This window comes from Paracidovorax valerianellae (assembly GCF_900102625.1).
GTDB lineage: Bacteria > Pseudomonadota > Gammaproteobacteria > Burkholderiales > Burkholderiaceae_C > Paracidovorax > Paracidovorax valerianellae.
The window spans coordinates 244751-271144 of record NZ_FMZC01000004.1; the positions used below are offsets into that span (position 1 = coordinate 244751).

Annotated in this window: 28 protein-coding genes; 17 read left to right on the forward strand and 11 right to left on the reverse strand. The window is 65.1% G+C overall.

The annotated features are described in order from the left end of the window. Positions 1-74 precede the first annotated feature (74 nt). From BLT03_RS08870 to BLT03_RS08890, 5 genes are all read left to right on the forward strand, one after another. The gene (locus BLT03_RS08870; RefSeq protein WP_092742553.1) at positions 75-398 is read left to right on the forward strand and encodes an ArsR/SmtB family transcription factor; all 324 of its coding nucleotides are present in this window, start codon (positions 75-77) and stop codon (positions 396-398) included. Positions 399-508: 110 nt separating this feature from the next. Continuing rightward, complete coding sequence (locus BLT03_RS08875) at positions 509-1015, forward strand: arsenate reductase ArsC (RefSeq protein WP_092742555.1); 507 nt, start codon at positions 509-511, stop codon at positions 1013-1015. A 9-nt stretch (positions 1016-1024) separates the two neighbouring features. Then, positions 1025-2056, forward strand: coding sequence for an ACR3 family arsenite efflux transporter (arsB, locus tag BLT03_RS08880; protein ID WP_092742557.1), 1032 nt, complete (start codon positions 1025-1027; stop codon positions 2054-2056). Further along, positions 2046-2759 (forward strand): arsenical resistance protein ArsH, encoded by a 714-nt coding sequence (gene arsH / locus BLT03_RS08885; RefSeq protein ID WP_092742558.1) that lies wholly within the window; start codon positions 2046-2048, stop codon positions 2757-2759. Before arsB ends, arsH begins: the two co-directional genes overlap by 11 nt. A gap of 241 nt (positions 2760-3000) precedes the next feature. Then, positions 3001-3957: an EamA family transporter gene (locus BLT03_RS08890; protein WP_092742559.1), complete on the forward strand. Its 957-nt coding sequence runs from the start codon at positions 3001-3003 to the stop codon at positions 3955-3957. Here the strand turns inward: BLT03_RS08890 and BLT03_RS08895 are convergent. From BLT03_RS08895 to pyrF, 4 genes are all read right to left on the reverse strand, one after another. Beyond that, a complete protein-coding gene (locus BLT03_RS08895; RefSeq protein ID WP_175537707.1) occupies positions 3933-4898 on the reverse strand; it encodes a M14 family metallopeptidase in 966 nt (321 codons plus the stop codon). The two genes, BLT03_RS08890 and BLT03_RS08895, sit on opposite strands and share 25 nt — an antisense overlap. Before the next feature lie 5 nt (positions 4899-4903). Beyond that, the gene (locus tag BLT03_RS08900; protein ID WP_092742564.1) at positions 4904-5881 is read right to left on the reverse strand and encodes a Bug family tripartite tricarboxylate transporter substrate binding protein; all 978 of its coding nucleotides are present in this window, start codon (positions 5879-5881) and stop codon (positions 4904-4906) included. A 171-nt stretch (positions 5882-6052) separates the two neighbouring features. Beyond that, positions 6053-6946, reverse strand: coding sequence for a LysR family transcriptional regulator (locus BLT03_RS08905; RefSeq protein WP_092742569.1), 894 nt, complete (start codon positions 6944-6946; stop codon positions 6053-6055). Between the two features lie 58 nt (positions 6947-7004). Continuing rightward, on the reverse strand, positions 7005-7829 hold the full coding sequence (gene pyrF, locus BLT03_RS08910) for an orotidine-5'-phosphate decarboxylase (RefSeq protein ID WP_092742570.1): 825 nt from the start codon (positions 7827-7829) through the stop codon (positions 7005-7007). Positions 7830-7941: 112 nt separating this feature from the next. Here pyrF and BLT03_RS08915 point away from each other — a divergent pair, with 112 nt between their 5' ends. The 3 genes from BLT03_RS08915 to BLT03_RS08925 all read left to right on the forward strand — a co-directional run bounded on the left by BLT03_RS08915 (position 7942) and on the right by BLT03_RS08925 (position 10515). Further along, positions 7942-8844: a DMT family transporter gene (locus tag BLT03_RS08915; protein WP_092743050.1), complete on the forward strand. Its 903-nt coding sequence runs from the start codon at positions 7942-7944 to the stop codon at positions 8842-8844. A gap of 157 nt (positions 8845-9001) precedes the next feature. Continuing rightward, entirely contained in the window at positions 9002-9637 is a 636-nt protein-coding gene (locus BLT03_RS08920; RefSeq protein WP_092742571.1) for a YbhB/YbcL family Raf kinase inhibitor-like protein, read from the forward strand. Further along, entirely contained in the window at positions 9634-10515 is an 882-nt protein-coding gene (locus BLT03_RS08925) for a helix-turn-helix transcriptional regulator (RefSeq protein WP_245711294.1), read from the forward strand. Before BLT03_RS08920 ends, BLT03_RS08925 begins: the two co-directional genes overlap by 4 nt. 139 nt (positions 10516-10654) lie before the next feature. Here the strand turns inward: BLT03_RS08925 and BLT03_RS08930 are convergent, their stop codons facing one another. From BLT03_RS08930 to def, 6 genes are all read right to left on the reverse strand, one after another. Further along, positions 10655-11848 carry a phosphoglycerate kinase gene (locus BLT03_RS08930; RefSeq protein WP_092742572.1) on the reverse strand — a complete coding sequence of 398 codons (1194 nt, stop codon included), beginning with the start codon at positions 11846-11848 and terminating at the stop codon, positions 10655-10657. Between the two features lie 193 nt (positions 11849-12041). Next, positions 12042-12377, reverse strand: a complete 336-nt coding sequence (locus tag BLT03_RS08935; RefSeq protein ID WP_092742573.1) for an AzlD domain-containing protein — start codon at positions 12375-12377, stop codon at positions 12042-12044. Then, positions 12374-13195, reverse strand: coding sequence for an AzlC family ABC transporter permease (locus BLT03_RS08940; RefSeq protein WP_092742574.1), 822 nt, complete (start codon positions 13193-13195; stop codon positions 12374-12376). Before BLT03_RS08940 ends, BLT03_RS08935 begins: the two co-directional genes overlap by 4 nt. Next, positions 13192-14259, reverse strand: coding sequence for a methionyl-tRNA formyltransferase (locus BLT03_RS08945; RefSeq protein WP_092742576.1), 1068 nt, complete (start codon positions 14257-14259; stop codon positions 13192-13194). Before BLT03_RS08945 ends, BLT03_RS08940 begins: the two co-directional genes overlap by 4 nt. A gap of 16 nt (positions 14260-14275) precedes the next feature. Continuing rightward, positions 14276-14803, reverse strand: a complete 528-nt coding sequence (locus BLT03_RS08950) for a hypothetical protein (protein ID WP_245711295.1) — start codon at positions 14801-14803, stop codon at positions 14276-14278. Further along, entirely contained in the window at positions 14800-15309 is a 510-nt protein-coding gene (gene def, locus BLT03_RS08955; RefSeq protein ID WP_092742579.1) for a peptide deformylase, read from the reverse strand. The genes BLT03_RS08950 and def overlap by 4 nt, the downstream gene beginning before the upstream one ends. A gap of 201 nt (positions 15310-15510) precedes the next feature. Here def and BLT03_RS08960 point away from each other — a divergent pair, with 201 nt between their 5' ends. Next, the gene (locus BLT03_RS08960; protein WP_175537708.1) at positions 15511-16719 is read left to right on the forward strand and encodes a LysM peptidoglycan-binding domain-containing protein; all 1209 of its coding nucleotides are present in this window, start codon (positions 15511-15513) and stop codon (positions 16717-16719) included. A gap of 72 nt (positions 16720-16791) precedes the next feature. Then, on the forward strand, positions 16792-17988 hold the full coding sequence (gene dprA / locus BLT03_RS08965) for a DNA-processing protein DprA (RefSeq protein ID WP_092743056.1): 1197 nt from the start codon (positions 16792-16794) through the stop codon (positions 17986-17988). A 99-nt stretch (positions 17989-18087) separates the two neighbouring features. Here dprA and argC read toward each other — a convergent pair whose 3' ends face one another. Beyond that, positions 18088-19020, reverse strand: coding sequence for an N-acetyl-gamma-glutamyl-phosphate reductase (gene argC, locus BLT03_RS08970; RefSeq protein ID WP_092742581.1), 933 nt, complete (start codon positions 19018-19020; stop codon positions 18088-18090). Positions 19021-19189: 169 nt separating this feature from the next. Between argC and sucC the strand changes: the two genes are divergently transcribed. The 7 genes from sucC (at position 19190) to BLT03_RS09005 (ending at position 26367) form a co-directional block, all read left to right on the forward strand. Further along, positions 19190-20350 carry an ADP-forming succinate--CoA ligase subunit beta gene (sucC, locus tag BLT03_RS08975; protein ID WP_092742582.1) on the forward strand — a complete coding sequence of 387 codons (1161 nt, stop codon included), beginning with the start codon at positions 19190-19192 and terminating at the stop codon, positions 20348-20350. A 15-nt stretch (positions 20351-20365) separates the two neighbouring features. Further along, a complete protein-coding gene (gene sucD / locus BLT03_RS08980; protein ID WP_092742583.1) occupies positions 20366-21262 on the forward strand; it encodes a succinate--CoA ligase subunit alpha in 897 nt (298 codons plus the stop codon). Positions 21263-21389: 127 nt separating this feature from the next. Beyond that, complete coding sequence (locus BLT03_RS08985; RefSeq protein WP_092742584.1) at positions 21390-22082, forward strand: TerC family protein; 693 nt, start codon at positions 21390-21392, stop codon at positions 22080-22082. Between the two features lie 277 nt (positions 22083-22359). After that, complete coding sequence (locus BLT03_RS08990) at positions 22360-23166, forward strand: Stp1/IreP family PP2C-type Ser/Thr phosphatase (protein WP_092742585.1); 807 nt, start codon at positions 22360-22362, stop codon at positions 23164-23166. 51 nt (positions 23167-23217) lie between these two features. Next, on the forward strand, positions 23218-23880 hold the full coding sequence (locus tag BLT03_RS08995; RefSeq protein WP_092743059.1) for an FHA domain-containing protein: 663 nt from the start codon (positions 23218-23220) through the stop codon (positions 23878-23880). A gap of 235 nt (positions 23881-24115) precedes the next feature. Further along, a complete protein-coding gene (locus tag BLT03_RS09000; RefSeq protein ID WP_092743062.1) occupies positions 24116-24637 on the forward strand; it encodes a pilin in 522 nt (173 codons plus the stop codon). A 59-nt stretch (positions 24638-24696) separates the two neighbouring features. Further along, on the forward strand, positions 24697-26367 hold the full coding sequence (locus tag BLT03_RS09005; protein ID WP_092742586.1) for an O-antigen ligase family protein: 1671 nt from the start codon (positions 24697-24699) through the stop codon (positions 26365-26367). Positions 26368-26394 lie beyond the last annotated feature (27 nt).

A 26394-nucleotide genomic window follows, 5' to 3' on the forward strand; every position in this document is an offset into this window, starting at 1 on the left:
GAACCGATCCCAACGGCCAAGTCCTGCCGGTTGCAAAAAACACGCAAGCCGGTAAATAATTCAATGATTGAATAATGACTGAAACCGATGTTGTCCGAGCCCTGGCTGCGCTGGCGCAGGCAGTGCGCCTGCGGGTCTTTCGCGCGCTGGTCGTCGCTGGCCAGGAAGGCCTGACGCCCGGCGCCATCGCCGAGCGCCTGGAGATCGCACCCAATGCCCTGTCGTTCCATCTCAAGGAGTTGACCCATGCCGGGCTCGTCAGCCAGGAGCGGCAGGGTCGCAATCTGATCTACCGCGCGGCCTACCCGGCCATGGAGGAACTCCTGGCCTATCTCACCGAGAACTGTTGCCAGGGCGCGCCCTGCCTTCCGGATTCCGCCACCTCCTGCGGTTGCTAGCGCGACGAAAGGGCCATGGCGCGGCGGTGCTGACGCCTGCTGCCCGTCAACGTGCCGCCCAACGCCGATACCGATACATCAACCCATCGACCTGCTTCTCGAAGTTTCCTATGAGCGACACCCGCCCCGTCTTGAACGTTCTTTTCCTGTGCACCCACAACGCCGCGCGCAGCATCCTGGCGGAGGCCCTGCTCAACGACATGGGGCAGGGCCGTTTCAAGGCCTATTCAGCAGGGAGCAGCCCGCGCGAGCACCAGCAGCCGAACCCGCTCGGCCTTCAGGTGCTGCGCAGCGCCGGCCTCTCCACGGAAGGCCTGCGCAGCAAAAGCTGGGACGAGTTCGCCGCACCCGGGGCGCCCACGATGGACCTGATCATCACGGTCTGCGACAACGCGGCGGGCGAGGCGTGTCCCATCTGGCCGGGGCACCCGGCGACGGCCCATTGGGGCTATGCGGACCCCAGCGAAGGCAGCGGCACCGAGGCGGAAAAGCTCGGTGCCTTCCGAAAGACGCTGTACGCGATGAAGCGCCGGCTGGACCGGCTGGTCAACCTGCCGCAGGACCAGTTGGACGGGGCCACGCTGCAGGCCAGTGCCCGCCAACCCGTTGCGGATTGAAGGCGCGGCATGCAGCGATCCGGCATGAGCGGGTTCGAGCGCTACCTGACGGTGTGGGTGGTGCTGTGCATCGTGGTGGGCGTCGGCTTGGGCCAGTTGTTTCCTGGCGCTGCGCGGGCCATCGGCGCCTGGGAGGTCGCCCGCGTGAACCTGCCGGTCGGCGTGCTGATCTGGGTCATGGTCATTCCGATGCTGCTCAAGGTGGACTTCGCCGCCATGGGCGAAGTGCGCCGCCACGTGCGCGGCATCGGCGTCACGCTGTTCGTCAACTGGCTGGTCAAGCCGTTCTCCATGGCGTTCCTGGGCTGGCTGTTCATCCGGCAGTGGTTCGCTCCCTGGTTGCCGCCCGACCAGATCGACAGCTACATCGCCGGGCTGATCTTGCTGGCCGCGGCGCCGTGCACGGCGATGGTGTTCGTGTGGAGCCGGCTCACAGGGGGCGATCCTCTCTTCACGCTGTCGCAGGTCGCGCTGAACGACAGCATCATGATCGTGGCCTTCGCGCCGCTGGTGGCCTTTCTGCTCGGTCTGTCGGCCATCGCCGTGCCGTGGGACACCTTGCTGATTTCCGTGGTGCTCTACATCCTCGTGCCAGTGGTGCTGGCCCAGTGGGGGCGCCGGGCCCTGCTCAGGCGAGGGCCGGCCGTGTTCGACGCTGCCCTGCAGCGCATCGGGCCCTGGTCCATGGCAGCCCTGCTGCTCACGCTGGTGCTGCTCTTCGCTTTCCAGGGCGAGGCGATCCTGGGGCAGCCGGTCGTGATCGCGCTGCTGGCGGTTCCCATCCTGATCCAGGTGGTTTTCAACGCCGCGTTGGCGTACGGGCTCAACCGCGCCGTGGGCGAAAAGCACGGTATCGCCGGCCCTTCGGCATTGATCGGGGCTTCCAATTTCTTCGAGCTGGCGGTTGCCACGGCCATCGGCCTGTTCGGCTTTCACTCGGGCGCCGCGCTCGCCACGGTGGTCGGTGTGCTCATCGAGGTGCCCGTAATGCTGCTGGTGGTCAAGGCCGTGAACGCTTCCAAGGGCTGGTATGAATCCTGATCTCCCCCATGTCGATACCGCGCTGCTGGCAGGCATCGATCCCGCGCGGCTTGCCCCGGCGCAGCGCGCCACCCACGCGCCGCGCATCCTGCTGCTGTATGGCTCGGTGCGCGAGCGGTCGTACAGCCGGCTGCTGACCGAAGAGGCGGCCCGGTTGCTGGCGGCGCTGGGCGCCGAACCGCGCATCTTCGACCCGCGGGGCCTTCCGCTGCCGGACTCGGCGCCGGACGACCACCCCAAAGTGGCGGAGCTGCGCGAACTCGCGCAATGGTCGGAGGGCATGGTCTGGACCTCCCCGGAACGCCATGGTGCGATGACCGGCATCCTCAAGATGCAGATCGACTGGATTCCGCTGTCGGTCGGCGCGGTGCGGCCCACCCAGGGCAAGACGCTGGCCGTCATGGAAGTCTCGGGCGGCTCGCAGTCGTTCAATGCCGTCAACCAGATGCGCGTGCTGGGCCGCTGGATGCGCATGATCACCATCCCCAACCAGTCGTCGGTGGCAAAAGCCTTCCTCGAATTCGAAGACGGCGGCCGCATGAAGCCGTCGAGCTACTACGAGCGGGTGGTGGACGTGATGGAAGAACTGGTGAAGTTCACGCTGCTGACGCGCGACTGCGCCGGCTACCTGGTGGACCGGTACAGCGAGCGCCGGGAAAGCGCCGAAGCCTTGTCGCGCCGCGTGGCCCAGCGCAATCTTTGACGGGTGCGAACCCCGGGGCTGTTGGCCGGATCGGCGACACGCTGTCACGCAAGGGCGGGCACGGCCCTTGCAGTGCTGAATAATCGATCCTCTCGCGCTTCGATTCCCCCTTCCCTGGATGTGCCGGCCTGCCGGCGAACCGCCGCATGCCCTGCCCCGCATTTCTTTCTGTCTTCTCTGCCCTGTTTTCCTGTTCCGGGCGCGGCCGTGCCACCGCCGCACTTCGCACGAAGGAGGCCGCATGAGCGCGGCCCGGCTGCCGGCCGGCGAGGCGATGGCCACGCGCGACCTGCTGGCCGCGCTCGCGGTGGTCGTCATCTGGGGTCTCAATTTCGTGGTCATGAAGTGGGGCTTGCGCTACTTCACCCCGTTCCAGCTCGGCGCCGTGCGGTACCTGTTCGCCGCTTTGCCGCTGGTGTTCTTTTTGAAGGCGCCCCGGGTGCACTGGCGCTGGGTGCTGCTGTTCGGCCTGTTCCAGGGCGTGGGGCAGTTCGGCTTTGGCTTCTTCGCGCTCAAGCTGGGCATGACGGCGGCGCTGGCCAGCGTGCTCATGCAGACGCAGGTGTTCTTCACGGCGCTGTTCGCTTTCGGCATCCTGCGCGAGCGGCCCGGGCGGCCGCTGGTGCTGGGCATGGCGATCGCGGCGGTAGGGCTGGTGTGCTTCGCCATGAACTTCATCGGTCCGGGCGCGAAGGGCACGGGGGTGGGCGGCGCCACGCTGGTGGGCATTTGCCTCACGCTGTGTGCGGCGTCGTGCTGGGCGGTGTCCAACATCGTCTCGCGGCTGGCGCAGCAGGAATCGCCGGGCTACAACCCGCTGTCGTTCGTGGCCTGGAGCAGCCTGGTGCCGGTGCTGCCCTTCATGGGGCTGACGGCCGTGACCGATGCCGACGCGGGCCGCTGGCTGCATGCCGACGCGTGGGCCGCGCTGCCGCCCATCGCCTGGGGTGCCGCGGCCTATCTGGGGTGGGTGGCCACCATCGTCGGCTACGGGCTGTGGACCGGGCTGCTCACCCGCTACCCGGCCAACCGCGTGGCGCCCTTCAGCCTGGGCGTGCCGGTGGTGGGCCTGGCGGCAGGGTTGCTCGCGCTGGGCGAGGTCGTCACCGCCTGGCAGTGGGCCGGCGTGGCCTGCGTGGTGATGGCGCTCGTGTGCGTGGTGCTCGGGCCGCGCTACAGCGGCCGGCGGCGCGCGTAGCGCACCACCGTCACCCCGGCGCGCGCCTGCCGCGTGGAGGGCATCACCAGCACGCAGTCGTCGTACGGCGTGCTGACGGGCTCGCCGTCGTTGTCCCCGATCACCGTGCCCGCCTTGGCGATCACTTCCAGCCCGGTAAAGGGCTGCGTGAAGCGGAAGGCGCTGCTTTTGGCGACGACGGGGCCGGTCACTTCCAGCACCCATTGGCGCGGCGCGTCGGGCTGGCGCCAGCCGGGCAGTGATGCGGCCAGCGCGGGCGCATCAACCACTTCGGCGGCTTCCAGAAAACGCACGCACTGGTCCTGCGCCACGGTGCGGCTCGCCAGGTCGCCGTGAAAGCCGCATTCCACGAGCAGCGATCGGGTGTCGCCCGCCTGCGCATCGGGCAGGCCGAAGCGCCCGTAGTCGCGCATGCGCACGCCGTCCTGGTGGCCCGCGTCGGCCACGATGTGCTCGGGCGAGCCCATGCGGCGGGCGAGGTCCAGGTTGCGCGGGTGCAGGCCGGTGAGCAGCAGCGGCGCGCCGGGCTCGTGCATCGAATGCAGGTCGAGCAGCCAGTCGGCGCGCGCCACGAAGGGCCGCAGCGCGGCGGCGCGGCGGCGCTCGCGCGTGTCGCCGGCATCGATGCGCTCATCGGTCCACTGGCGGTTCATGTCCTGGTCGGTGAAGCGCGAGGCATCGTGGTTCGCCGGGTCGAATCGGTCGAAGGCTTCCAGGTTGCAGAACGCGAGGGTGATGGCGCCGCGCTGCGGGCGCAGGCCCGCCGCGAGCAGGCCCTGCAGCGCCCATGCGCCGCACAGCTCGTTGCCGTGCACCAGGGCGCTGACCATGGCATGGCGGCCGGGCACGCCGGAGTCGAAATGCCACACGCCTTCGGTGCCGGTGTTGCCCGCGCGCCAGGGCGACAGGTCGGGGGCGGGGAGTGCGAAAGTCAGGGACATGGACATCACTCTTCGATCTTCGCGAATTCGACGATCTTCCGGTACTTGTCGACTTCGGCCGCGATGAACTGGTCGGCGTTCACCGTGGGCGAAGCGACGACCGAGCCGCTCGCTTCCATCTTCTTGCGGAAGTCGGGCGACTGCAGCGCCTCGTTCAGCGCCTTCTTGAGCTTGTCGTACACGGGCTTGGGCATCTTGGCCGGTCCCATGAGCGCGAACCACACGCCGATGTCCACGTTCTTGTACTGCGGCAGTTCGGCCAGGGCCGGAATGTCGGGCGTGATGGCCGAGCGCTTGGCTTCGGTGGTGCCCAGGGCGATCACCTTGCCGCTCTTGATGTGCGGCAGGCCGCTGGAGAGCACGAACACGCCGAACTCCAGGTTGTTGCCCAGCAGGTCGTTGGTGAGCGGGGCCACGCCGCGGTAGGGGATGTGCGTCATGAACAGCTTGCCCTGTTCCTTGACCATCTCGCCGGCCAGGTGCAGCGAGGTGCCCACGCCCGAGCTGCCGTAGCTGTATTTGCCGGGGTTCTTGGACACCAACTGCGTGAACTCGGCCGCGTTCTTCACGCCCGAGCCGGCGGAGGCCACCAGCACCAGCGGCTGCGAGGCGATCAGGCCCACGGCGGTGAAGTCCTTCACGTCGTACTTGACCTTCTTCGTCACCAGCTTGTTGATGGCGATCTCGTTGCTCGCACCCACGAGCAGGGTGTAGCCGTCCGGTGCGGCACTGGCCACCTTCTGCGCACCGATCGCACCGCCGGCGCCGCCCACGTTCTCGATCACCACCGGTACGCCCAGCCGTGCGCCCAGCTCCTGCGCCACCGTGCGCCCGGTCAGGTCGGTGCTGCCGCCGGGCGGATAGCCCACGACGATGGTGATGGGCTTGCTCGGGTAGCTGTCCTGCGCGGCGGCGGGGCCGGCGGCCAGCAGGGCGAGGCCGCAGGCCAGGGCGGCGCGGCGAAGGGCGTGGTGGGGGTGCATCGGGGGTTCCTTGGAGATATGCGCCGATTGTGGGAACGCTGGCGCACCGCGGTGTGCTGAATCGGCACGCTTTCGTGCTGTTTCGGCACGGCTGGTGCTAGAAAAAGACAGTGGTGCTACCTCAGCACGACCGGTGCAGGAGCGTCATTGCGGTCCACGCAACCCACGCCCTCAGCGCGTGGCGATGGCGTGCCAGATCGCTTCGGCCTGGGTGCTCAGGCGCCGCTTGGGCCGGTACAGCCGCACGTCGAAGCGCGCTTCCATGCTGCGGTCGCCGGCCTTGGCCAGCCGGCCGGCCTTGCAATCGGCATGCACCATGGACCACGGCAGCCAGGCCACGCCCAGGCCCTTGTGCACGTATTCGTACTGGGCATCGGCCGAGTCGCATTCCACCGTGCGCTGCAGCCGCTGGGTGACCGGGTGGTGCGCCAGCTGGTCTTCCACCAGCCGGCCCAGCGCCAGCGTGCGCGCATAGGCCAGGTAGGGAATGGGCCCGCTGCCCGCCAGCGCGTGCAGCGGCGCGCCCTGCGCGGTGGCGCGCGAGATGGGCACCAGCCGGTCGGAGGCGAGGGTGATGTGCGAGAACTGCCGCGCATCCAGCCGGATGGCCAGCGCGGTGTGGTGGTACGCGATGGAAAAATCCGCCTCGCCCCGCTCCAGCAGCGCCACCGTGTCGGCCAGCGCCCGGGTCAGGATGCACAGCTCGCAGTCCTTCATCACCGGGCGCAGGCGCACCAGCAGGTCGGCCACCACGGTGCGGGCCAGCGTGCGGCCGGTCGTGAGCGTCACGGTGCGGGCCTGGCGGCCCGCCACCGCGCGCAGTTCCTCGTGCGACTGGGCCAGGTTGCGGGCCATCTGCTCGGCCGTGTCCAGAAAGACCTGGCCTGCCGCCGTCAGCCGCACGGGGCTGCTGCCCGCCTCGACCAGCGGCGTGCCGGCCCAGCCCTCCAGCGCGCGGATGCGCCGCCCGAAGGCTGGGTGCGTCACATGGCGCAGCTCGGCCGCGCGCGTGAAGCTGCGCTCCTGCGCGAGCAGGATGAAGTCCTCCAGCCATTTGAGTTGCATGGCCGGTGGGTCGTCGTTCGGTGACGGCGGGGTGGGTCGGAGTGCAGCGCGCGCCGGCTCAGGCGCGGGCCGCGTTCAGCGTGTCGCGCGTGGCCAGGGCCGCGGCGCGGGCGGCACCGGCGAATTCCTCGCCGCTGGCGGCGTACAGGATCGCGCGCGACGAGTTGACGAGGATCGGACCGCCGTCGCGCCGCCCGGCGCGCACGGTGGCGGCCGCATCGCCGCCTTGCGCGCCCACGCCGGGAATCAGCAGCGGCAGCGTGGGCGCCAGGGTACGCACGCGCTCGATCTCGGCGGGGTAGGTGGCGCCCACCACCAGGCCGAGTTGGCCGTTGGTGTTCCACGGGCCCTGCGCCAGGCGCGCGATGTGTTCGTACAGCAGCGGCTGCCCGTCCACGCTCGCCAGACGCTGGTTTTGCAGGTCGTCGCCGCCCGGGTTGGACGTGCGGCACAGCAGGAAGGCGCCCTTGCCGTGGTAGGCCAGGTACGGCTCGATGGAGTCAAAGCCCATGAAGGGCGAGAGCGTCACCGCATCGGCGCCGTAGCGCTCGAAGGCTTCGCGCGCGTACTGCCCGGCGGTCGAGCCGATGTCGCCGCGCTTGGCGTCCAGCACCACCGGCACATGCGGCGCGGTGGCGCGCATGTGGGCCATCAGGCGTTCGAGCTGGTCTTCGGCGCGGTGCGCCGCGAAGTAGGCGATCTGCGGCTTGAAGGCGCAGGCCAGGTCGGCGGTGGCATCGACGATGGCGGCGCAGAAGTCGTAGATCTTGCGGGCGTCGCCGCGCATCGCTGCGGGAAACCGGTCGGGTTCGGGGTCCAGGCCCACGCACAGCATGGAGTCGTTCTGCGCGGCCGCGCCCTGCAGCATGTCGATGAAGGTCATGGGGCGCGATTTTAGGGTGCGGCGGCCGCGTCCCTTCCGACCTCCCGCGGCCTGTCGCACGGCGTACAGCCGGCCCGGGCGTGGCGGCGCCCATCCCGGCACAATGCCGCGCATGCCTGCCCTGTCCCGCCGCCAGCTCGTCGCCCTCGTCCTCGTCACCCTCATCTGGGGCTTCAACTGGCCGGTCATGAAGCTCGGCGTGGCGGGCTTTCCGCCGCTGTCGTTCCGCACCATCTCGCTGTGGTTCGGACTGCCCGTGCTGGCGATGGCGCTGGTGTTGCTCAAGGCGCCGTTCGCCGTGCCGCGCGCTTACTGGCTGCCGCTGGCGGGCCTTGGCATCGTCAACATGGTGCTGTGGCATGCCTTCAGCATCCTGGCGATTCCATCGCTGTCCAGCGGGCGCGCGGCCATTCTTGGCTACACCATGCCGATCTTCTCGGCCGTGCTCGGCGCGCTGTGCTTCGGCAATCGCCTGGCGCCGCGCGCCTGGGCGGGCGTGGCCGCTGCCGCCGGGGGCGTGTTGCTGCTGCTGTGGCACGAGTTGAGCCAGCTCGGCGGCCGGCCCGTGGGCGTGGGCCTCATGCTCACCGCGGCGGCCAGCTGGGCGCTCGGGACGCAGTTGCTGCGGCGCAGCACCCTGCCACTGCCGGCGCTCACCCTGTCGTTCTGGATGACCGTGCAAAGCGCCGTGGTGCTGAGCCTGTTGTCGCTGCTGCTGGAGCGCGACCAGTGGCACGCGCCGACCCCCCCGGGCTGGGGCGCGATCGTCTTCAACGCCGTGCTGGTGCTCGGCTTCGCGCAGCCGGCCTGGTTCTTCCTGGTGCGCGGCCTGCCGCCCGTGGCGTCCACCTTGAGCGTGATGATGATTCCGGTGCTGGGCGTGTTCAGCGGCGCGGTCTGGCTGGGCGAGCGGCTGCACTGGCAGGACTGGGCCGCCGTCGCGCTGATGGTGCTGGCGATCGCTTCGGTGCTGTGGCCCCGCCGCACTGCGGACGCACGCCTGAAAGATCGCTGACAGCGCACAGCCCGCCAGATTGACGGGCTGGGGCGCTCCATTGATCGGCTGCGGGCGGTCGGGCCCGCTGCCGGTTCCTAGAATGGAACGCACCAGCGCCCCGGGCAACGTCGCCAGGGGTTTGTCTTTCACCTTCACCGCACAGGAGCTTTTCCGGATGCAACTCACCAGCCACAGTTTTCAGGACGGCCAGGCCATTCCCGGCGAATTCGCGTTCGCCGTACCCGATGCGGCCGCGCACGTCGCGCTGTCTTCCAACCGCAATCCGCACCTCGCGTGGAGCGGCGTGCCGGCCGGCACGCAGTCGTTCGTCGTCGTCTGCCACGACCCCGACGTGCCCAGCCAGGGCGACGATGTGAACCAGGAAGGCCGCGAAGTGCCCCGCACGCTGCCGCGCGTGGACTTCTACCACTGGCTGCTGCTGGACCTTCCCGCCGACCGCACCGAGATCGCCGCCGGCGCGCATTCCGCCAGCGTGACGCCGCGCGGCAAGAGCGGCCCGGCAGCGCCCGAAGGGCTGCGCCATGGCATCAACGACTACACCGCCTGGTTTGCTGGCGACCCGGACATGCAAGGCGACTACTACGGCTACGACGGCCCCTGCCCACCGTGGAACGACACGCTGGTGCACCGCTATGTCTTCACCGTGTACGCGCTGGGCACGCCCACGCTGCAGGTCGAAGGGCCTTTGACCGGCGCGAACGTGCGGGCGGCCCTGGACAAGGCCGCGGTGCTGGGGCAGGCGAGCCTCACGGGCCTCTACACCCTGAACCCGGCCGTGCCGCTGCCGTGATCGGCGGGGCCCCCGGCGGCGCCCTGCGCAGCGATCCGCCTGCGGTGGCATTGGCGCCCGATGCGCCCCTGCCTTCCGGCGCGCCGGTGCTGCGGCGCAGCCTGTGCCGGGTGGCGCACCCGAGGCTGACGACCGTGCAGCACACGCCGCGGTTTTTGTTCCAGGACGCCACCCTCCTGTGGGTTCTGGACGGCCAGCTCGATCTGACCGTGGGGGAGCACCGGTTGTCGACCGACGGTGCGCCATCGCTGGTGCTGGTGGACCCGGGCACCTGCGCCGATCTGCGCAAGACGCCTGGGGGCGCGGCCCAGCGCTTTCGGTCCTGGCTGCTGACGCTCAATGCGAGCGTGCTGGAAGCGTTCGAGCGCAGCTCGGCCGGAATGCCGCCCGCAGCGCTGAATGATTCCGCCCCGTTGCGCTCCGTGCCGCTGGACGCGGACCTGGAAGCCACGTTGCGCCATGTGGGCGAGGGGGCCGACACCTTGTCCTTGAGCGACGCCCGGCTCCAGTACCGGCTGCTGGACCTGCTGGCCGCGCTGCACGAACGCGGCCACCGCTTCCAGCCCGCGCCCGGCCAGGCCACCACATTGCGCCTGCGGTCGCTGCTGGGCGCCACGCCCGAGCGGCGCTGGACCGCCGCGCATGCCGGCCAGGCCCTGGCCATGAGCGAGGCCACCTTGCGCCGGCGCCTGTCGGCCGAACACCAGCGGTTCGACGAACTGCTGGCCGATGTGCGCATGCAGCACGCCTTGATGCTGCTGCAGACCACCGGCTGGAGCATTCCTCGCATCGCCCTGGCCTGCGGCTACCAGTCCCGCGCCCGGTTCGCCGAACGCTTCCGGGGCCGGTTCGGCTACCTGCCCTCGACCGTGCGCTGAGCGGCGGCCGGACGCAAAAGGGCGCTGGCCAGTGGCCGTCTGTTTGCTATTAATTTAATAGCTAACCACCCTAGTGGTTAATGCGCTGGAGGCCGATTTGGCTTGAACCTGTGCGGGCCGACCCCCGGCCCGCCGTCGATCAGCCGTTGGCGCGCTTTTGCAGGATTTCGAAGGCCGGCAGCGTCTTGCCTTCCAGCACTTCCAGGAACGCGCCGCCCCCGGTCGAGATATAGCCCACGTCCTTTTCGATGCCGTACTTGGCAATGGCCGCCAGCGTGTCGCCACCGCCAGCGATGCTGAAGGCGGACGATTCGGCGATCGCCTGGGCGATGGCCTTGGTGCCGTTCTCGAACGCGGCGAATTCGAACACGCCCACCGGGCCGTTCCAGACGATGGTGCCGGCCTGCTTGAGCTGCGCGGCGAGCTTCTTCGCGGTGTCGGGGCCGATGTCCAGGATCAGGTCGTCGTCGGCCACGTCGGCAGCGGCCTTCACCGTGGCGGGCGCATCGGCCGAGAAGGTCTTGGCCACCACCACGTCGGTGGGGATCGGCACCTCGGCGCCGCGCGCCTTCATGGCGTCGATCACGGCGCGCGCCTCGGCGAGCAGATCGGGCTCGGCCAGGCTCTTGCCGATGTTCAGGCCCGCGGCCAGCATGAAGGTGTTGGCGATGCCGCCGCCCACGATGAGCTGGTCCACCTTGTCGGCCAGGCTCTTCAAAATGGTGAGCTTGGTGGACACCTTGCTGCCCGCCACGATGGCCGCCAGCGGCCGCGCGGGCTGGGCCAGCGCCTTGGTGATCGCGTCGATCTCGGCCGACAGCAGCGGGCCGGCGCAAGCCACCTTGGCGTATTCGGCGATGCCGTAGGTCGTGCCCTCGGCGCGGTGCGCGGTGCCGAAGGCATCGTTCACGTAGATGTCGCACAGGGCGGCGAGCTTCTTGGCGAGTTCGGGGTTGTTCTTCTTCTCGCCGGGGTTCACGCGGCAGTTCTCCAGCAGCACGACCTGGCCGGGCTGCACCGCGACGCCTTCCACCCAGTCGGCCACCAGGGGGACTTCACGGCCCAGCAGTTCGGACAGGCGCTTCGCGATGGGGGCGAGTGAATCGGCGGGCTGCAGCGTGCCTTCGGTCGGGCGGCCCAGGTGGCTGGTCACCATGACGGCGGCGCCGGCATCGAGCGCCATCTGGATGCAGGGCACCGAGGCGCGGATGCGCGTGTCTTCGGTGATGCGGCCGGCGTCGTCTTGCGGCACGTTCAGGTCGGCGCGGATGAACACGCGTTGGCCACGGGCCTGGCCTTGGGCGCAGAGGTCGGAGAAGCGAAGGATGTGCATGGATCGATGAGGCCGGCGGGCGGCGCGGGGAGGGTGGAAAACTGCGCCGCATTGTAGGTGCGGCCCCTGCGCGCACGCTGTCGGCCAGGGCCGACGTTGCCGCCCCCGTGAGGCGGGGTGCGCCTGATGCGCCGGTTGATCCCCCGCACCGGTCCTGTCTGTTCCGCCGTGCCCCGCGTGTTGCGGGGCGTGGCTACCAGCCCAGTCCGATGTGCAGCGGCAAATACACCGCCATGCCCACGACGATGGTGCCCAGGATGCCGCGGCGCCAGAAGTAGTAGCCCGCGGCGCACAGCACCGAAGGCAGGCGCGCGTCCTGCAGCGTGCCGATCAGCTCGCCCTGCGCCATGAAGATCTCCGGGGCGATCACCGAGGCCAGGGCGGCCAGCGGTGCGTATTTGAGCCCCCGCTTGAGCCAGTCCGGCATGGGCAGTTCGCGCTCGGGAATCATGAAGAACGCGCGGGAGACCAGCGTGATGGCGGCCAGGCCCACGATGGCGATGGTGGGCTCCACCCAGGACCAGTTCATGGGTGGCGCTCCTCGCGCAGCGGCACCACGTCGCCGTCCTGCACGTGCTTTTTCTCCACGGGAGGCAGCGCGCTGTCGGCCGGCACCAGCAGCACCTGGGGCTTGCGCAGGTGGCGGTCCACCGCCTCGATGATCAGGCCCACGGCCACGGCCGCCGCGATGGCGACCAGAATGTTCAGCTTGAGCGGCAGCGCGAACGCCGCGATGGCCGCCGTCATGGCCACGCCCGTGGCCAGCCAGGTCGCGCGGTCGAACAGCATGGACAGCAGCACGCCCAGCAGCGCCAGCACGCCCGCGAAGCCCAGGCCCCACGACAGCGGCACCACGTTGGCCAGCAAGATGCCCGTGATCGACGGCACCTGCCAGGCGAGCCAGTTGATCGACGCGGCGCCCCAGAAGAACGGCACCTGCTCGGGCTGCGGCGCAGGTTTGGGGAATCGCTTCATGAAGGCGACGAAGATCACGTCGCCGCTGAAGTACCCCACCGCCAGCCGCTGGCGCAGCGGCAGGTGCGCGAAGTAGCTGCGCCACATGCTGCTGAAAATGACGAAGCGCAGGTTCACGCACGAGGCCGTGAGCCACACCACCCACAGCGGCGCGCCGACGGCCATCAGCGGAATCACGGTGAGCTGCGCGCTGCCCGCGTACACCGCGAGCGACATGAAGATCGCCATCGGCACCGACATGCCGCTCTTGACCATCGCCACCCCGGTCACCAGCCCCCAGGCGCCCACGCCCACGCAGGTGCCGACCATGTCCAGTACGCCCTGGCGGTAGGAGGGGTCGCGGACGACGGCGCGCAGCGGCTGTGCGCTCATTCCTGCGCCCCGGCCGACGCGGTGCTGCCCAGCACCATGCCGGGCGCCAGCGCAAAGCCGCGCAGGAAGTCGGCCACCGGCAGGCGCTTGCCGCCCGCGCGCTGCAGCGTGGTCAGGCGCAGGCCGCCGTCGCCGCAGGCCACGGTCACGCCCTGGTCGGATACCGACAAAATATGCCCTGGGCGCAATGAATCCGGCGGCAGTGCGCTATCAATTTCATAGCTCCACACCTTGATCGCTTCGCCGTCCAGCGTGGTCGATGCGCCGGGAAACGGGTCGAACGCGCGAATGCGGCGGCCGATGGCCTCGGCGGGCAGCGCCCAGTCGATGGCGCTCTCGGCCTTCTCGATCTTGTGCGCGTAGGTCACGCCTTCGGCGGGCTGCGGCGTGGCGGTCAGCCCGCCGCAGGCGGCCAGTTCCAGCGCCTCGACGATCATGCGGCCGCCCAGGTCGGCCAGCCGGTCGTGCAGGGCGGCGGTGGTGTCGGTCGGGCCGATGGCGGTCTTTTCGACGAGCAGCATGTCGCCCGTGTCCAGGCCGGCATCCATCTGCATGATGGTCACGCCCGTCTCGGCATCGCCCGCCTCGATCGCGCGGTGGATCGGTGCGGCGCCGCGCCAGCGCGGCAGCAGGCTGGCGTGGATGTTCAGGCATCCCAGTCCGCGGGCCCCCACGCTCCCCGCTGCGCGTGGTTCGCTGCCCCCCGGGGGGGCCTTCGCGCCTTCGGGCGGCCGTGCGGCGCTCATCCAGTCCAGCACCCATTGCGGCAGGATCAGGCCGTAGGCGGCCACCACCATGGCGTCGGCCCCGGCGGCGATCAACGCATCGCGCGCCGCGGCGGCGTCTTCGGGGAATTTGCCGTCCAGGCGCAGGCTGCGCGGCTGCGCGACGGCAATGCCGTGCTCCAGCGCGCACTGCTTGACGGGCGAAGCCTGCAGCTTCATGCCCCGGCCGGCGGGGCGGTCGGGCTGGGTCAGGACGAGGGGGACGGTGAAGCCGGCATCCAGCAGGCGCTGCAGTGCGACGCGGGCGAAGTCGGGCGTGCCGGCAAAAATGATCTTCATCAAGGCGCGTGCTGCCTCAGAACCCGAAGCGGTCGCGGGGATCGGGCTCGTCGGTGAACATCACCTTCACCACCACGCCGCGCGGGTCCAGGTGCACATGGGCGAAGCGCCGCGTGCCCAGGTCGTCGCGGAAGCGGTAGGTCCAGATGTCGCCGTCGAAGCGCGCCACCTGCTCCACCAGCATCGGCGGGCCGAATGTGCGGCGCACGTCGTCCACCGTCCAGCCGGCCGGAATGCCGGCGAGGTTGTTGAACGTGAGCACCTGATCCGAGCGCACGAGGCGCCCGGTGGTGTCGAAGTCCATGTGGTAGACCTGCCGTCCCGAAGGCTGGGTGGTGTAGAGCAGCCGCTCGCCGCCGCCCGGCAATTGCGTGGCCGACACCGGCGGCCCCAGGTTCTGCAGCACCTCGTTGCGCGAAGCACCGGGCTTGACGAAGTCGGGCGACGCGCAGGCGGTGAGCGCGAGCGCCAGGCCTACCGCGGCCGCGCCGCGCGCCAGGGAAGCCATCGAAAGAGAGAAGGAGGGCCGGGCGGTCAGTGTCATGGGCGTGCCTCGCGTTGTTGCTTGAGCATCTTGGTCTTGATGCGGTTGCGTTTGAGGGGCGAGAGGTATTCGACGAACACCTTGCCCAGCAGATGGTCCATCTCGTGCTGGATGCAGACGGCCAGCAGGCCCTCGGCCTCGACCACGCGGGACTGGCCCTGCGCGTCCAGCGCCCGCACATGGACCGACGTGGAACGCTCCACCCCGTCGTAGATGCCAGGCACCGAGAGGCACCCTTCTTCGCCGACGGTCTTCTCGTCGCTCGCCCAGAGGATCTCGGGGTTGATGAAGACCTGGGGCTGGTCGTGATCTTCGGACACGTCGATCACCACGATGCGCTCGTGCACGTCCACCTGCGTGGCGGCCAGGCCAATGCCGTTGGCGTCATACATGGTGGCGACCATGTCGTCCAGCAGCGCGCGCACGCGGTTGTCCACGTTTTGAACGGGCTGGGCCACCTTGTGAAGGCGGGGATCGGGGTAGCAGAGAATAGGAAGAATAGCCATGGCGGACCCGGAAAGATGTCGCTATTTTCGCCACTTTTGACGGGAGCGGCCGTCCCGCGCCGCAATAATCGTTGCCCAATCAAGGGCTTGGGCTGAGAATCCGAGAAGGTTTGTAACGTATCAACCGGCGAATTTTGTGACCAACAAAGACACGCTGGCGCCAGCGAGGGGCGTTTCGCAATGCATGACAAGAGGAACAACATGACGGCATCCACAGGCTTGCGACCCACGGCGTTGGGGGCGCTGGCTTTTCTGGCCGCAGCCCTGCTGACCAGCCCGGCGCATGCCCAGAACTACCCCGTCACCACGGACCAGCGGGCCACCGCCCAGCAGGTTGCCTCCAAGGGCGTGCCGATGTCGGAACTGGCTCCCAATGCACCGGACACCTATGTGGTCAAGCGCGGCGACACCCTGTGGGGCATCTCCGGCATGTACCTGCAGCGCGCGTGGCGCTGGCCCGAACTGTGGGGCATGAACCTGCAGGCCATCCCCAATCCCCACCTGATCTTCCCCGGCCAGACGCTGTACCTGGAAAAGGTGGACGGCTACGCCCGCCTGCGCACCAGCCCGTCGGGCCAGGTGCCTAGCGACACAGTGCGCGTGTCGCCCCGCACCCGCACCGACAGCCTGGCAGGCACCGCACTGCCGACCTTGCAGCCCCATCTGATCGAGCCGTTCCTCGTCGAGCCGCTGGTGGTGGATGAGCTCACGCTGCAGCAGGCCCCGCGCATCGTCGCCACAGTGGACGAGCGCGTGCTCATGGCCAGCGGAGACCGCGCCTACGTGCGCGGCGCCACCGGCAACCCGCTGCGCCTGGGCCCCGGCGTGCCGCGCCAGTACCGCGTGTTCCGCAATGCCATCCCCATGAAGGACCCCGAGTCCGGCGAAATCCTGGGCTACGAAGCCCAGTACGTCGGCAAGGCCGAACTCGTGCGCGGTGAAACCACCGAAGAAACGCGCGATCCCAAGGGCGAAGTCACGGTCGACGTGGTGCCCGCCACGGTGGACCTGAGCAGCGCCAAGGAAGAAATGCGCGCCGGCGACCGTTTGCTGCCCGCACCCGCTCGGGGCTACGCCAGCTACACCCCACGGGCTCCGCAGGCTCCGGTGGATGCACGCGTCGTCTCGCTGTACGGCAGCTCGGCCGTGGCCTACGCCGCCCAGAACCAAGTGGTCGCCATCAACCGTGGCAGCCGTGACGGCATCGAAGCCGGCCATGTCCTCACGCTGCTGACCAAGGGCGACCGCATCAAGGACAAGACCGACGAGAACAAGGTCATGATCAAGCTGCCGAGCGAGGCCAACGGCGTGGGCATGGTGTTCCGCACGTTCGACCGCGTTTCCTACGTGCTGCTGTTGCAGGTGCAGCAGGGCGTGCGGGTCGGCGACCGCCTCGTCAACCCTCAGTAAGCCCAAGCGGCCCTTGTCTGCGGCGGCGCCTTTGCGGGCGTGCTGCGACAGGGCCGCATCGCATTGATTCCCATGGATCGGGACGAACTGGCCGCCTGGCTGCGGCTTGCGCTCACGCCCGGTGTCGGCAATGGCACCGCGCGCCGGCTTCTGGCGGCTTTCGGCCTGCCGCAAAACCTTTTCACCGCCCCACAAGGCGCTTTGCAGGCATGCGCCACGGCGGCCCAGGCACGGGCACTCGGCACCGTGCCGCCCACGCTCGGGGCCTTGGTCGAAACCACCTGGCAGTGGCTGCACGGCGCAGCACCGGGCCAACCGGCACGCCAGATCGTGACGCTCGGCGATGCGGCCTACCCGCCAGGGCTGCTGGCCACCGAAGACCCGCCCCTGATGCTCTATCTGCTCGGCGCGCCGCGGTTCCTCGACCGGCCGGCGGCGCTGTGGGCGACGGAGCGGTTCGTGGCCATCGTGGGCAGCCGAAACCCCACGGCGCAGGGCGCGGACCATGCGCGGCAGTTCGCGCGTGCCCTGCGCAGCGCACGCCTGTGCATCGTCTCCGGGTTGGCGCTCGGTGTGGATGCCGCGGCGCATGAAGGAGCCCTCGAGGCCGGGATGCCGGATGCCGACGGCCTGCCCGCCACCATCGCGGTCGTAGGAACAGGGCTGGACCGCGTCTATCCGCGCAAGAACCTGGACTTGGCACACCGCATCGCGCAGCACGGTGTTCTGGTGAGCGAATACCCGCTCGGTACGCCGCCGCTGGCCGGCAATTTTCCCAAACGCAACCGCATCATCGCGGGGCTGTCGCAAGGCACCTTGGTGGTGGAGGCTGCGCTGGCGTCGGGCTCTCTGATCACGGCGCGGCTGGCGGCAGAGCAGGGGCGGGAGGTGTTCGCCATTCCTGGCTCCATCCACGCACCGCAATCGCGCGGCTGCCATGCACTCATCCGCCAAGGCGCGAAACTGGTCGAGTCCGCTCAGGATGTGCTGGAAGAACTGAGGCTGGAGTTGCCGGTGGCGTCACCGCTGGCACCGGAGGGCGAAGCGGCCTCGCTGCCTTCTTTGCTGAGTGGCGAGAGCGAGGCGCCTTCCGGCGAGCACGCCGCGCTGTTGCAGGCGCTGGGGTACGACCCCGCAGGCCTGGATGCCCTGGTCGCCCGCACCGGAATGGGCGCCGCCGCTCTGCAGGTGGCCTTGCTCGAATTGGAGCTCGAAGGACAAGTCGCTCGCCTGCCCGGCGGACTCTTTCAGCGCATGGGGCGGGCCTGAAGGGCTAAGCGCCACGGCGTCGCCGGGGCGAGGCGCCAATCAAGCCATCGCGCTGAAGCCATCCGGTCGCGTGCGGAGAGCTTCAGCGCTTTTCGAAGCTCAAAGGCCCAGCATCAGCTTCATGTTCTGCACCGCTGCACCGCTCGCGCCCTTGCCCAGGTTGTCGAGCCGGGCCACGACCAGCGCATGGCGATGGTTCTCATTGGCGAACACACGCAACTCCAGTTGATTGGTGTCATTGAGCGCCAGGGCATCGAGCTTGCCGTCCTCAGTCGGCGGCAAGACCTTGACCCATTGGTCCGGCGTGTTGCTCTTGGCATAGTGGGCCGCCAGTGCGTCGTGCAGGTCGGTGGCCTTGGGGGCGCCGGGCAGCAGGTCCAGATGCAAGGGCAGTTGCACCAGCATGCCTTGCTGGAAGTTGCCCACGCCCGGCACGAAAATCGGCCGGCGGGTGAGCCCGGTGTACTTCATGATCTCGGGCAGGTGCTTGTGCGACAGGCCCAGTCCGTACAGTTCGAAGGCTGGAGCCGTCTTGTTCTCGTAGGCCTCGATCATCGTGCGGCCTCCGCCCGAGTACCCGCTGATCGAAGGCAGTGCCAACGGAAAGTCGACAGGCACCAGGCCCGCCTCGACCAGTGGCCGCAGCAGCGCAATGGCGCCGGTGGCATAGCAGCCGGGATTGGCCACGCGGGTGGCCGACGCCACGGCATCGCTCTGGCCGGCAGCCAATTCAGGAAAGCCGAACACCCAGCCCGCAGCCGTCCGGTGCGCCGTGCTGGCGTCGATCACCTTGATGCGGCGGCCGGTGGCCTTTTCGATCTCGTCCACCAAGGCCACGGTCTCGCGGGCTGCATCGTCGTGCAGGCACAGAATGACGAGGTCGACGCCCGCGATGAGTTCGCGCTTGGCCTGCGGGTCCTTGCGTTGCTCGGGCGCGATGCTGACCAACTCCACCTGCGGCATGGCCTGCAGGCGTTCGCGGATCTGCAGGCCCGTGGTGCCTGCTTCGCCATCGATAAAGACTCTGGACATGGAATGCTCCTGCAAAAGATGGCCCTGGCGGCCTGCCGTGGTACGTGACATCCGCAAGGGATGGTGCATCGCAGCATGATACAGTCGCCGGTTGCCATGTCACCAGCCCGCGGCCAGACACCTGCTCATGGCAAACGGGTTACCAACATCCTTCCCTGAGAGAGACCTCATGAAGATTCACGAATACCAAGGCAAGGAAATCTTGCGCAATTTTGGTGTGCCCGTTCCGCGCGGCATCCCTGCTTTCACGGTGCAAGAAGCCGTGGAAGCGGCTCAAAAGCTCGGCGGCCCCGTCTGGGTCGTCAAGGCCCAGATCCACGCCGGTGGCCGTGGCAAGGGTGGCGGCGTCAAGGTTGCCAAGACCATCGAGGACGTCAAGCGCATCTCCGGTGAAATCCTGGGCATGCAGCTCAAGACGCACCAGACCGGCCCCGAAGGCCAGAAGGTCCGCCGCCTGTACATCGAAGACGGCGCCGACATCAAAAACGAACTCTACGTCTCGCTGGTGACCGACCGCGGCACGCAGAAGGTAGCCCTGATCGCTTCCAGCGAAGGCGGCATGGACATCGAGGAAGTGGCGCATGCCACTCCCGAAAAGATCATCACCGAGATGATCGATCCCCTGACCGGCATCACCGCCGAGCAGTCGAAGAAAGTGGCCGCAGCCATCGGCCTGACCGGCGCTTCGATCGACCAGGCCGTGGACATCTTCTCCAAGATCTACAAGTGCTACATGGAGACGGATGCGTCGTTGGTGGAAATCAATCCGCTGAATTGCGATTCCAAGGGCAACCTGATGGCGCTGGATGCGAAGTTCAACTTCGACGCCAACGCGCTGTTCCGTCATCCTGAAATCGTGGCTTACCGCGATCTGGACGAAGAAGATCCGGCCGAAGTGGAAGCTTCCAAGTTCGACCTGGCCTACATCAGCCTGGACGGCAACATCGGCTGCCTGGTGAACGGCGCCGGCCTGGCCATGGCCACCATGGACACCATCAAGCTGTTCGGCGGCGAGCCCGCCAATTTCCTGGACGTGGGCGGCGGTGCCACCCCCGAGAAGGTCACCGAAGCCTTCAAGATCATGCTGAAGAACCCCAAGGTCGAAGGCATTCTGGTCAACATCTTCGGCGGCATCATGAAGTGCGACACCATCGCCACCGGCGTCATCACGGCCTGCAAGGCCGTGAACCTGAACGTGCCGCTGGTCGTGCGCATGAAGGGCACCAACGAAGAGCTGGGCAAGAAGATGCTGGCCGAATCGGGCCTGCCCATCATCGCCGCAGACACCATGGCCGAAGCTGCGACCAAGATCGTTGCTGCCGTCAAGTAAGCCCGGAGAACACACATGTCGATCTACATCAACAAAGACACCAAGGTCATCACCCAGGGCATCACGGGCAAGACTGGCCAGTTCCACACTGAAAAGTGCCAGGAATACGCGAACGGCAAGAACGCCTTCGTGGCCGGCGTGAACCCCAAGAAGGCCGGCGAGTCGATCTTCAACATCCCGATCTACGCCTCCGTCAAGGAAGCCGCATCGCAGACCGGCGCCACCGTGTCGGTGATCTACGTGCCGCCAGCAGGCGCTGCTGCCGCCATCTGGGAAGCCGTGGAAGCCGATCTGGATCTGGCCATCTGCATCACCGAAGGCATTCCAGTGCGCGACATGCTGGAAGTGCGCAACAAGATGAAGGCCAAGGAAGCCGCCGGCGGCAAGAAGACGCTGCTGCTGGGCCCCAACTGCCCTGGTCTGATCACGCCCGACGAAATCAAGATCGGCATCATGCCCGGCCACATCCACCGCAAGGGCCGCATCGGCGTGGTGAGCCGCTCGGGCACGCTGACGTACGAAGCCGTGGCCATGCTGACCGAAGTGGGCCTGGGCCAGTCGAGCGCTGTGGGCATTGGTGGCGACCCCATCAACGGCTTGAAGCACATCGACGTGATGAAGGCTTTCAACGACGATCCAGATACCGACGCCGTCATCATGATCGGTGAAATCGGTGGTCCGGACGAAGCCGAAGCCGCCCAATGGTGCAAGGCCAACATGAAGAAGCCTATCGTCGGCTTCATCGCTGGCGTGACCGCCCCTCCCGGCAAGCGCATGGGCCATGCCGGCGCGCTGATCTCCGGCGGTGCCGACACGGCCGATGCCAAGCTCGCCATCATGGAAGAGTCGGGTTTCATCATCACCCGCAACCCTTCCGAGCTCGGCAAGCTGCTCAAAGCCCAGCTGAAGTAATCTGTAAGCAAAATTACGGACGAAAGGGGCGTGCAGCCCCGATAGACTGCGGTCTCCTATAAAAAAAGAGGCGCCCGAAACCCTGGTTTCGGGCGCCTCTTTCATTCATAACACGGAGATTTATCGCATGGAATTGCTGCATTCGGCCGACTTCTGGATCGGCCTCGTCAAGATCGTCTGGATCAACATCATCCTGTCCGGCGACAACGCCGTGGTCATCGCACTGGCCGCGCGCTCACTGCCCCCGCATCAACAGAAAAAAGCCATCTTTTGGGGCTCCGGCGCAGCCGTGGTGCTTCGCATCGCGCTGACCGTGGTGGCAGCCAAGCTGCTGGAATTGTCGTTCCTGCAGATCATCGGTGGCTGTCTGCTGCTCTGGATCGGCTTGCAACTGATGACCGACGGGGATGAAGATGGCGAAGGCTCTCAATCCGGCGGCGGCCTCATGGCTGCAGTCCGAACCATCCTGATCGCCGATCTGGTCATGAGCCTGGACAACGTGATCGCAGTGGCGGCGGCTGCCCATGGCAACATGGTGTTGTTGATTCTCGGACTGGCCATCAGCATTCCGCTGGTCATCTTTGGCAGCACGCTCATGATCAAACTCATGGAGCGCTTTCCCATCATCGTTTTGCTGGGCGCCGGCCTGATCGGTTGGGTGGGCGGTGAAACCATTGCCAGCGACGCCTCGCTGCATGACGTTGTGTTGGCGCACCCGTCGTTGCACTATGTGGCTGCGGCACTTGGCGCACTGTTCGTCGTGGGCGCCGGCAAGTTCCTTCAAGCACGGGCTCAGCAGCGTTCAGCGATTGCGCGTTAATGCTGGCATTGGGGGCGGGGTTCAGGCTGCAAGAACCCTTGTATTTTTGATTCACCGCCCTTCGTTAGCCTGTTTGTTGTGCCGTCCCACTCGCCCAACGCAGAGGGGCGTGAAAACTTGCAGCCGGCAATTCCTGGAGGAACCTAAGCAATAGGTCCGTCGTCTATGATGCGGAACGAGACGCAACAGGGCACGACATGGGGGATTTTCAAAAAACCGTAATGGAGCCTGCGCCCACCGCTGGCGCAGACATGCTTCTCCCTGTGCCGGGTGAAGCATGACCGTGGGAAACAAGCTGAACTACCAGTTTTGTGCCCGGACCGACCAAGGACGGGTGCGCTCCAACAACGAAGATGCCGTTATCGCCGATGCCAGCGCGCAGCTGGCGGTGCTCGCGGACGGCATGGGCGGCTACAACGCTGGCGAAGTGGCCAGCGGCATGGCCACCGGACTGATCCACGACGAAATGACCCGGTGGCTGGCGCAGGCTGGCGGCAATGTGTCGTCCACTGAAGTGCGTCGAGCGCTGGAAGACTGTATCGAGCGTGCCAATCACGCCATATTCGATGCCTCGCTCACCAATTCACAATGTTCAGGCATGGGCACCACCGTGGTCGCCGGTGTCTTTTTGCCGGGCCGGTTGATTCTTGGCCATATTGGTGACTCCCGGTGCTACTGCCTGCGCGGCGGGGTGTTGCGGCAAATCACGCGTGACCATTCCTGGCTGCAAGAGCAAGTCGATGCCGGCATTCTGACGCCCCAGGAAGCGGCGATATCGGGGCAGCGCAATCTGGTGACCCGCGCCCTTGGCGTGGAAAGTGCTGTATTGGCGGAAATCAATGAGTTTCCTGTGGAGCCACAGGATTTGTTTGTCATGTGTTCGGATGGGCTGACCGACATGGTCGACGACGAACAGATTCAAGCATTGGCTCTGGTACAGGAACCCCTGGAGGACAAAGCCGCCCACTTGATCGAAGCCGCCAACGCACACGGCGGCCGTGACAACATCAGCGTGCTGCTGGTGCAGGCGGGAACCATCGAGAGGAAGCGCGGCTTGATGTCGCGATTTTTGCGTGCCGATTAAAAACTGAAATCAGCCACCCGGCGATACCAATTAAAGAATGAGGAATTGATCATGCCGAAAATGATCGTGTCGATCGACGGAGTCGTCATCAAGGAAGTTCAGTTGACGAAGGAGCGCATGACCCTCGGCCGGCGCCCCTATAACGATATCGTCATCGATAACTTGGCTGTCAGTGGCGAGCACGCTGTGCTTCATGTGTCTGCTGACGAGGTGGAGGTCGAAGATCTCGGCAGTACCAATGGCACCTACGTGAACGGCCAAGCCGTCAAGCGCCAACCATTGCGCAACGGTGACACTGTGGAAGTGGGTAAATACAAGATCCGCTTCTTCCAGGAAAACGAGGGAGAAAACTTCGAGAAGACGATGGTTTTCAAGCCAGGCATGGTGCCGCCGCGTCCTTTGACGTCTCGGTCTGCGCCGCTGTCTGCGGCCGGTGCGACGCCTACCCCTGTTTTGAGTGCATCGATCAGGGTTTGCTCAGGGGCTGCAGCAGGGCGAGAAGTAGCGCTGGTCAAGGTGGTGACCACCATTGGTAAGCCAGGGGTGGCGGTTGCCTCGATCACCAAGCGGCACCATGGGTTCGTTTTGTCTCACGTCGAGGGCGCTCAGCGGCCTCAACTGAATGGAGCCTTGATGGCGGATGAGCCTGTGCTTCTGAAGAACGGAGATCGGCTTGCATTAGCGGGAACGGAGATGGAGTTCGTCCAAGGCTGATAGATCTGGATGCGGTGATACATGCGTTGCTTCGTAACGCGTGCATCTGCTTGTGACATGGATGGCTGACAAACTTGTCAGAACTGACGTAGATTGAGCGGTGTGGGTTCGTCACTGAAGCTGCTTGCCCATGTTCCTGGCCTTGCTTCCTTGGCATGGAACCTGCTGAGATGAGGACGGACCTGGAGAATTCCTCTGCAGGTTTTATATGCAATCGACCTCCTTGGAGAGATATATGAAGCGCAATCTGCAAAAGGGTTTTACCCTGATTGAATTGATGATCGTTGTGGCGATTATCGGTATTTTGGCTGCTGTGGCTTTGCCTGCTTATCAGGATTACACGAAAAAGGCAAAGATGTCTGAAGTGGTGTTGGCTGCGTCGCAGTGCCGTACCACCATCACGGAACAAGTTCAAAGCATGGCTGGTGATAAGCTTGGTGTTGCTAATGCTTGGGGCTGCGAAGCAAATACTGCTGAAACAGCCGCTTCTGGTCCTACAAAATACGTTAACGCAATTCAGACCAGCGCAAATGGCGTTATCTCTGCCAAGGCTCGCGGCTTTAACGATAACGCTATTGACACCAAATATGTGGTTATGATTCCCCGCATTAATGGCACCGCAATTAACGTGGCAACTGCTAATACTGATCAAGGTAAGCAGATCTCTGAATGGACCTGCGGTGGTGGTGATGCGGTTGGCGTTCAACTTGCTTCCTCTACCATCAATAAGTTTCTGCCTGGATCTTGCAAGTCTTAATCAGACGCTGCATACGTAAGTATAAAACCTCCCCTCGGGGAGGTTTTTTTGTTTATAAAATGAAAAAAATCGCTACATCCGGGCTTTGTGTTCTAGTGTTCGCGTGGCTTGTGCCAAATCATTATTCACCCTGGATCTCTTTTTATAATGAATTTTTGGCCGCTGTAGGTTTGTGGATACTTGCACTTTCCTTGTTTTGGCACACTGAGAAACTAATTCTACCTAGAACAGTTGGGATTCCTGTTGTTCTTGGGTTATTAATGATTGGAGGGGATTGGTATGCTGGCCGAATTGTTTTCCAATCAGATGTTGGATATGGGCTAATCTATTTGTCGATCTTGCTCTTGTCCGGAGTGGTAGGTGCAAATTTAGGGATGGGGTATTTGAGCAAAAATTTTAATTACCCTTTGAAAAATAAATTCGTAATTAATTTGACTTGGTCCTTGGTGGTAGGGGCTTTAGTAAGCGCAATAATTGGTACCATTCAATGGATGAAGTGGCCTGCAGGACTCTGGATAATGGAGTCGCAAGGGCGTGCTTATTCTAATTTGGCACAGCCTAACCATTATGCAACGCTACTAGCAATGGGCGTAGGTGGAGCAGGGCTTTTGTTTGAGACAAAGCAGGTCTCGAAGTCGATATTTTATGGAATAGTGTTGTGGCTATGTTGGGGTGTTTTAAGTTCAGAGTCCAGAACCGGTTTTTTAGCCGTAGCATTGATATTTGTAATCTGGACATTGAATAAAAATTCTCTGCCGACACAGTCAGGGTGTTGGTGGCGGTTGATAGGCGTGCTTACAATTTGGATGACGGCGCGTGTGATGTGGCCTAGATTTTCTGAATTAATGGGCGCCAGTGAAAGCCGCAACATTATTAATTTTCACAGCGATTCTCGTTTAATTTTGTGGAAGCAATTAGGGGCGGCTATTGTTGAACACCCATGGCATGGCTATGGCTGGCTTCAGATTGGACGGGCACAAGATGTTGTGGCGCCTGAAATATCCGCGCAAGCTGTATCTTATTCGCACAATTTATTTTTAGATATCACATTATGGTTTGGTTTGCCGCTAAGCATTTTATTATTGATTTTAAGTTTTAAATGGATTCAATCTGTCTTTGTACCCAGCCTGCCTGAGCGTATTTATCCTCTAGCGGTCATTGCTCCGTTAGCACTGCATTCAATGCTGGAGTTTCCATACGCCTACACCTACTTTTTGATTGCCGGGGGTCTTTTTGTTGGGGTAATTTCAGCAATGAAAAATGAGCCTGCTTTGCGGCTCCCTAAATTTTTACTGGTCATATTATTAATAAGCACAGCAACTGCAGGCATGGCTCTCATGCGAGTGCAAACTTCAGCTGAAGAGCCATTGCGAATGGCTTTATCAGGAGATCATCTTTTTGGAGGGCCTCCTGTCGATGCGCCGCCCTCTGTTCTAGGCTTGGGTGTAGATGTTTCCGCCTTGATCGAAACACTTTCCTATCATGGGCCGGAGACGCCGATTTCGGTCGAACAAGCTAAGCGCATAGCATGGCGCTATCCCAGCGTTTCGACGCATCGTCGGAGAGTAATAAGCCTATTCGGTATAGGCGACTTCACAGAGGCGTGTCGGGCACTCACCGCATTCAAATCACTCTACGATAAAAATGAATATCTACGTTTGCTTTTATCTATTCGCTTGCTGATCAATGAAAAGCCATCTTCTGGTGATTCATTAAAATTGTGCCACTAAACTACTGCACTATTGGGAAAGTATGCT

Excerpts from the sequence above, each read along its gene's own strand:
- BLT03_RS08870 (WP_092742553.1), top strand. The coding sequence starts at position 75 with ATGACTGAAACCGATGTTGTCCGAGCCCTGGCTGCGCTGGCGCAGGCA.
- BLT03_RS08875 (WP_092742555.1), top strand. The coding sequence starts at position 509 with ATGAGCGACACCCGCCCCGTCTTGAACGTTCTTTTCCTGTGCACCCAC.
- arsB (WP_092742557.1), top strand. The coding sequence starts at position 1,025 with ATGCAGCGATCCGGCATGAGCGGGTTCGAGCGCTACCTGACGGTGTGG.
- arsH (WP_092742558.1), top strand. The coding sequence starts at position 2,046 with ATGAATCCTGATCTCCCCCATGTCGATACCGCGCTGCTGGCAGGCATC.
- BLT03_RS08890 (WP_092742559.1), top strand. The coding sequence starts at position 3,001 with ATGAGCGCGGCCCGGCTGCCGGCCGGCGAGGCGATGGCCACGCGCGAC.
- BLT03_RS08895 (WP_175537707.1), bottom strand. The coding sequence starts at position 4,898 with ATGTCCCTGACTTTCGCACTCCCCGCCCCCGACCTGTCGCCCTGGCGC.
- BLT03_RS08900 (WP_092742564.1), bottom strand. The coding sequence starts at position 5,881 with ATGCACCCCCACCACGCCCTTCGCCGCGCCGCCCTGGCCTGCGGCCTC.
- BLT03_RS08905 (WP_092742569.1), bottom strand. The coding sequence starts at position 6,946 with ATGCAACTCAAATGGCTGGAGGACTTCATCCTGCTCGCGCAGGAGCGC.
- pyrF (WP_092742570.1), bottom strand. The coding sequence starts at position 7,829 with ATGACCTTCATCGACATGCTGCAGGGCGCGGCCGCGCAGAACGACTCC.
- BLT03_RS08915 (WP_092743050.1), top strand. The coding sequence starts at position 7,942 with ATGCCTGCCCTGTCCCGCCGCCAGCTCGTCGCCCTCGTCCTCGTCACC.
- BLT03_RS08920 (WP_092742571.1), top strand. The coding sequence starts at position 9,002 with ATGCAACTCACCAGCCACAGTTTTCAGGACGGCCAGGCCATTCCCGGC.
- BLT03_RS08930 (WP_092742572.1), bottom strand. The coding sequence starts at position 11,848 with ATGCACATCCTTCGCTTCTCCGACCTCTGCGCCCAAGGCCAGGCCCGT.
- BLT03_RS08935 (WP_092742573.1), bottom strand. The coding sequence starts at position 12,377 with ATGAACTGGTCCTGGGTGGAGCCCACCATCGCCATCGTGGGCCTGGCC.
- BLT03_RS08940 (WP_092742574.1), bottom strand. The coding sequence starts at position 13,195 with ATGAGCGCACAGCCGCTGCGCGCCGTCGTCCGCGACCCCTCCTACCGC.
- BLT03_RS08945 (WP_092742576.1), bottom strand. The coding sequence starts at position 14,259 with ATGAAGATCATTTTTGCCGGCACGCCCGACTTCGCCCGCGTCGCACTG.
- BLT03_RS08950 (WP_245711295.1), bottom strand. The coding sequence starts at position 14,803 with ATGACACTGACCGCCCGGCCCTCCTTCTCTCTTTCGATGGCTTCCCTG.
- def (WP_092742579.1), bottom strand. The coding sequence starts at position 15,309 with ATGGCTATTCTTCCTATTCTCTGCTACCCCGATCCCCGCCTTCACAAG.
- BLT03_RS08960 (WP_175537708.1), top strand. The coding sequence starts at position 15,511 with ATGACGGCATCCACAGGCTTGCGACCCACGGCGTTGGGGGCGCTGGCT.
- dprA (WP_092743056.1), top strand. The coding sequence starts at position 16,792 with ATGGATCGGGACGAACTGGCCGCCTGGCTGCGGCTTGCGCTCACGCCC.
- argC (WP_092742581.1), bottom strand. The coding sequence starts at position 19,020 with ATGTCCAGAGTCTTTATCGATGGCGAAGCAGGCACCACGGGCCTGCAG.
- sucC (WP_092742582.1), top strand. The coding sequence starts at position 19,190 with ATGAAGATTCACGAATACCAAGGCAAGGAAATCTTGCGCAATTTTGGT.
- sucD (WP_092742583.1), top strand. The coding sequence starts at position 20,366 with ATGTCGATCTACATCAACAAAGACACCAAGGTCATCACCCAGGGCATC.
- BLT03_RS08985 (WP_092742584.1), top strand. The coding sequence starts at position 21,390 with ATGGAATTGCTGCATTCGGCCGACTTCTGGATCGGCCTCGTCAAGATC.
- BLT03_RS08990 (WP_092742585.1), top strand. The coding sequence starts at position 22,360 with ATGACCGTGGGAAACAAGCTGAACTACCAGTTTTGTGCCCGGACCGAC.
- BLT03_RS08995 (WP_092743059.1), top strand. The coding sequence starts at position 23,218 with ATGCCGAAAATGATCGTGTCGATCGACGGAGTCGTCATCAAGGAAGTT.
- BLT03_RS09000 (WP_092743062.1), top strand. The coding sequence starts at position 24,116 with ATGAAGCGCAATCTGCAAAAGGGTTTTACCCTGATTGAATTGATGATC.
- BLT03_RS09005 (WP_092742586.1), top strand. The coding sequence starts at position 24,697 with ATGAAAAAAATCGCTACATCCGGGCTTTGTGTTCTAGTGTTCGCGTGG.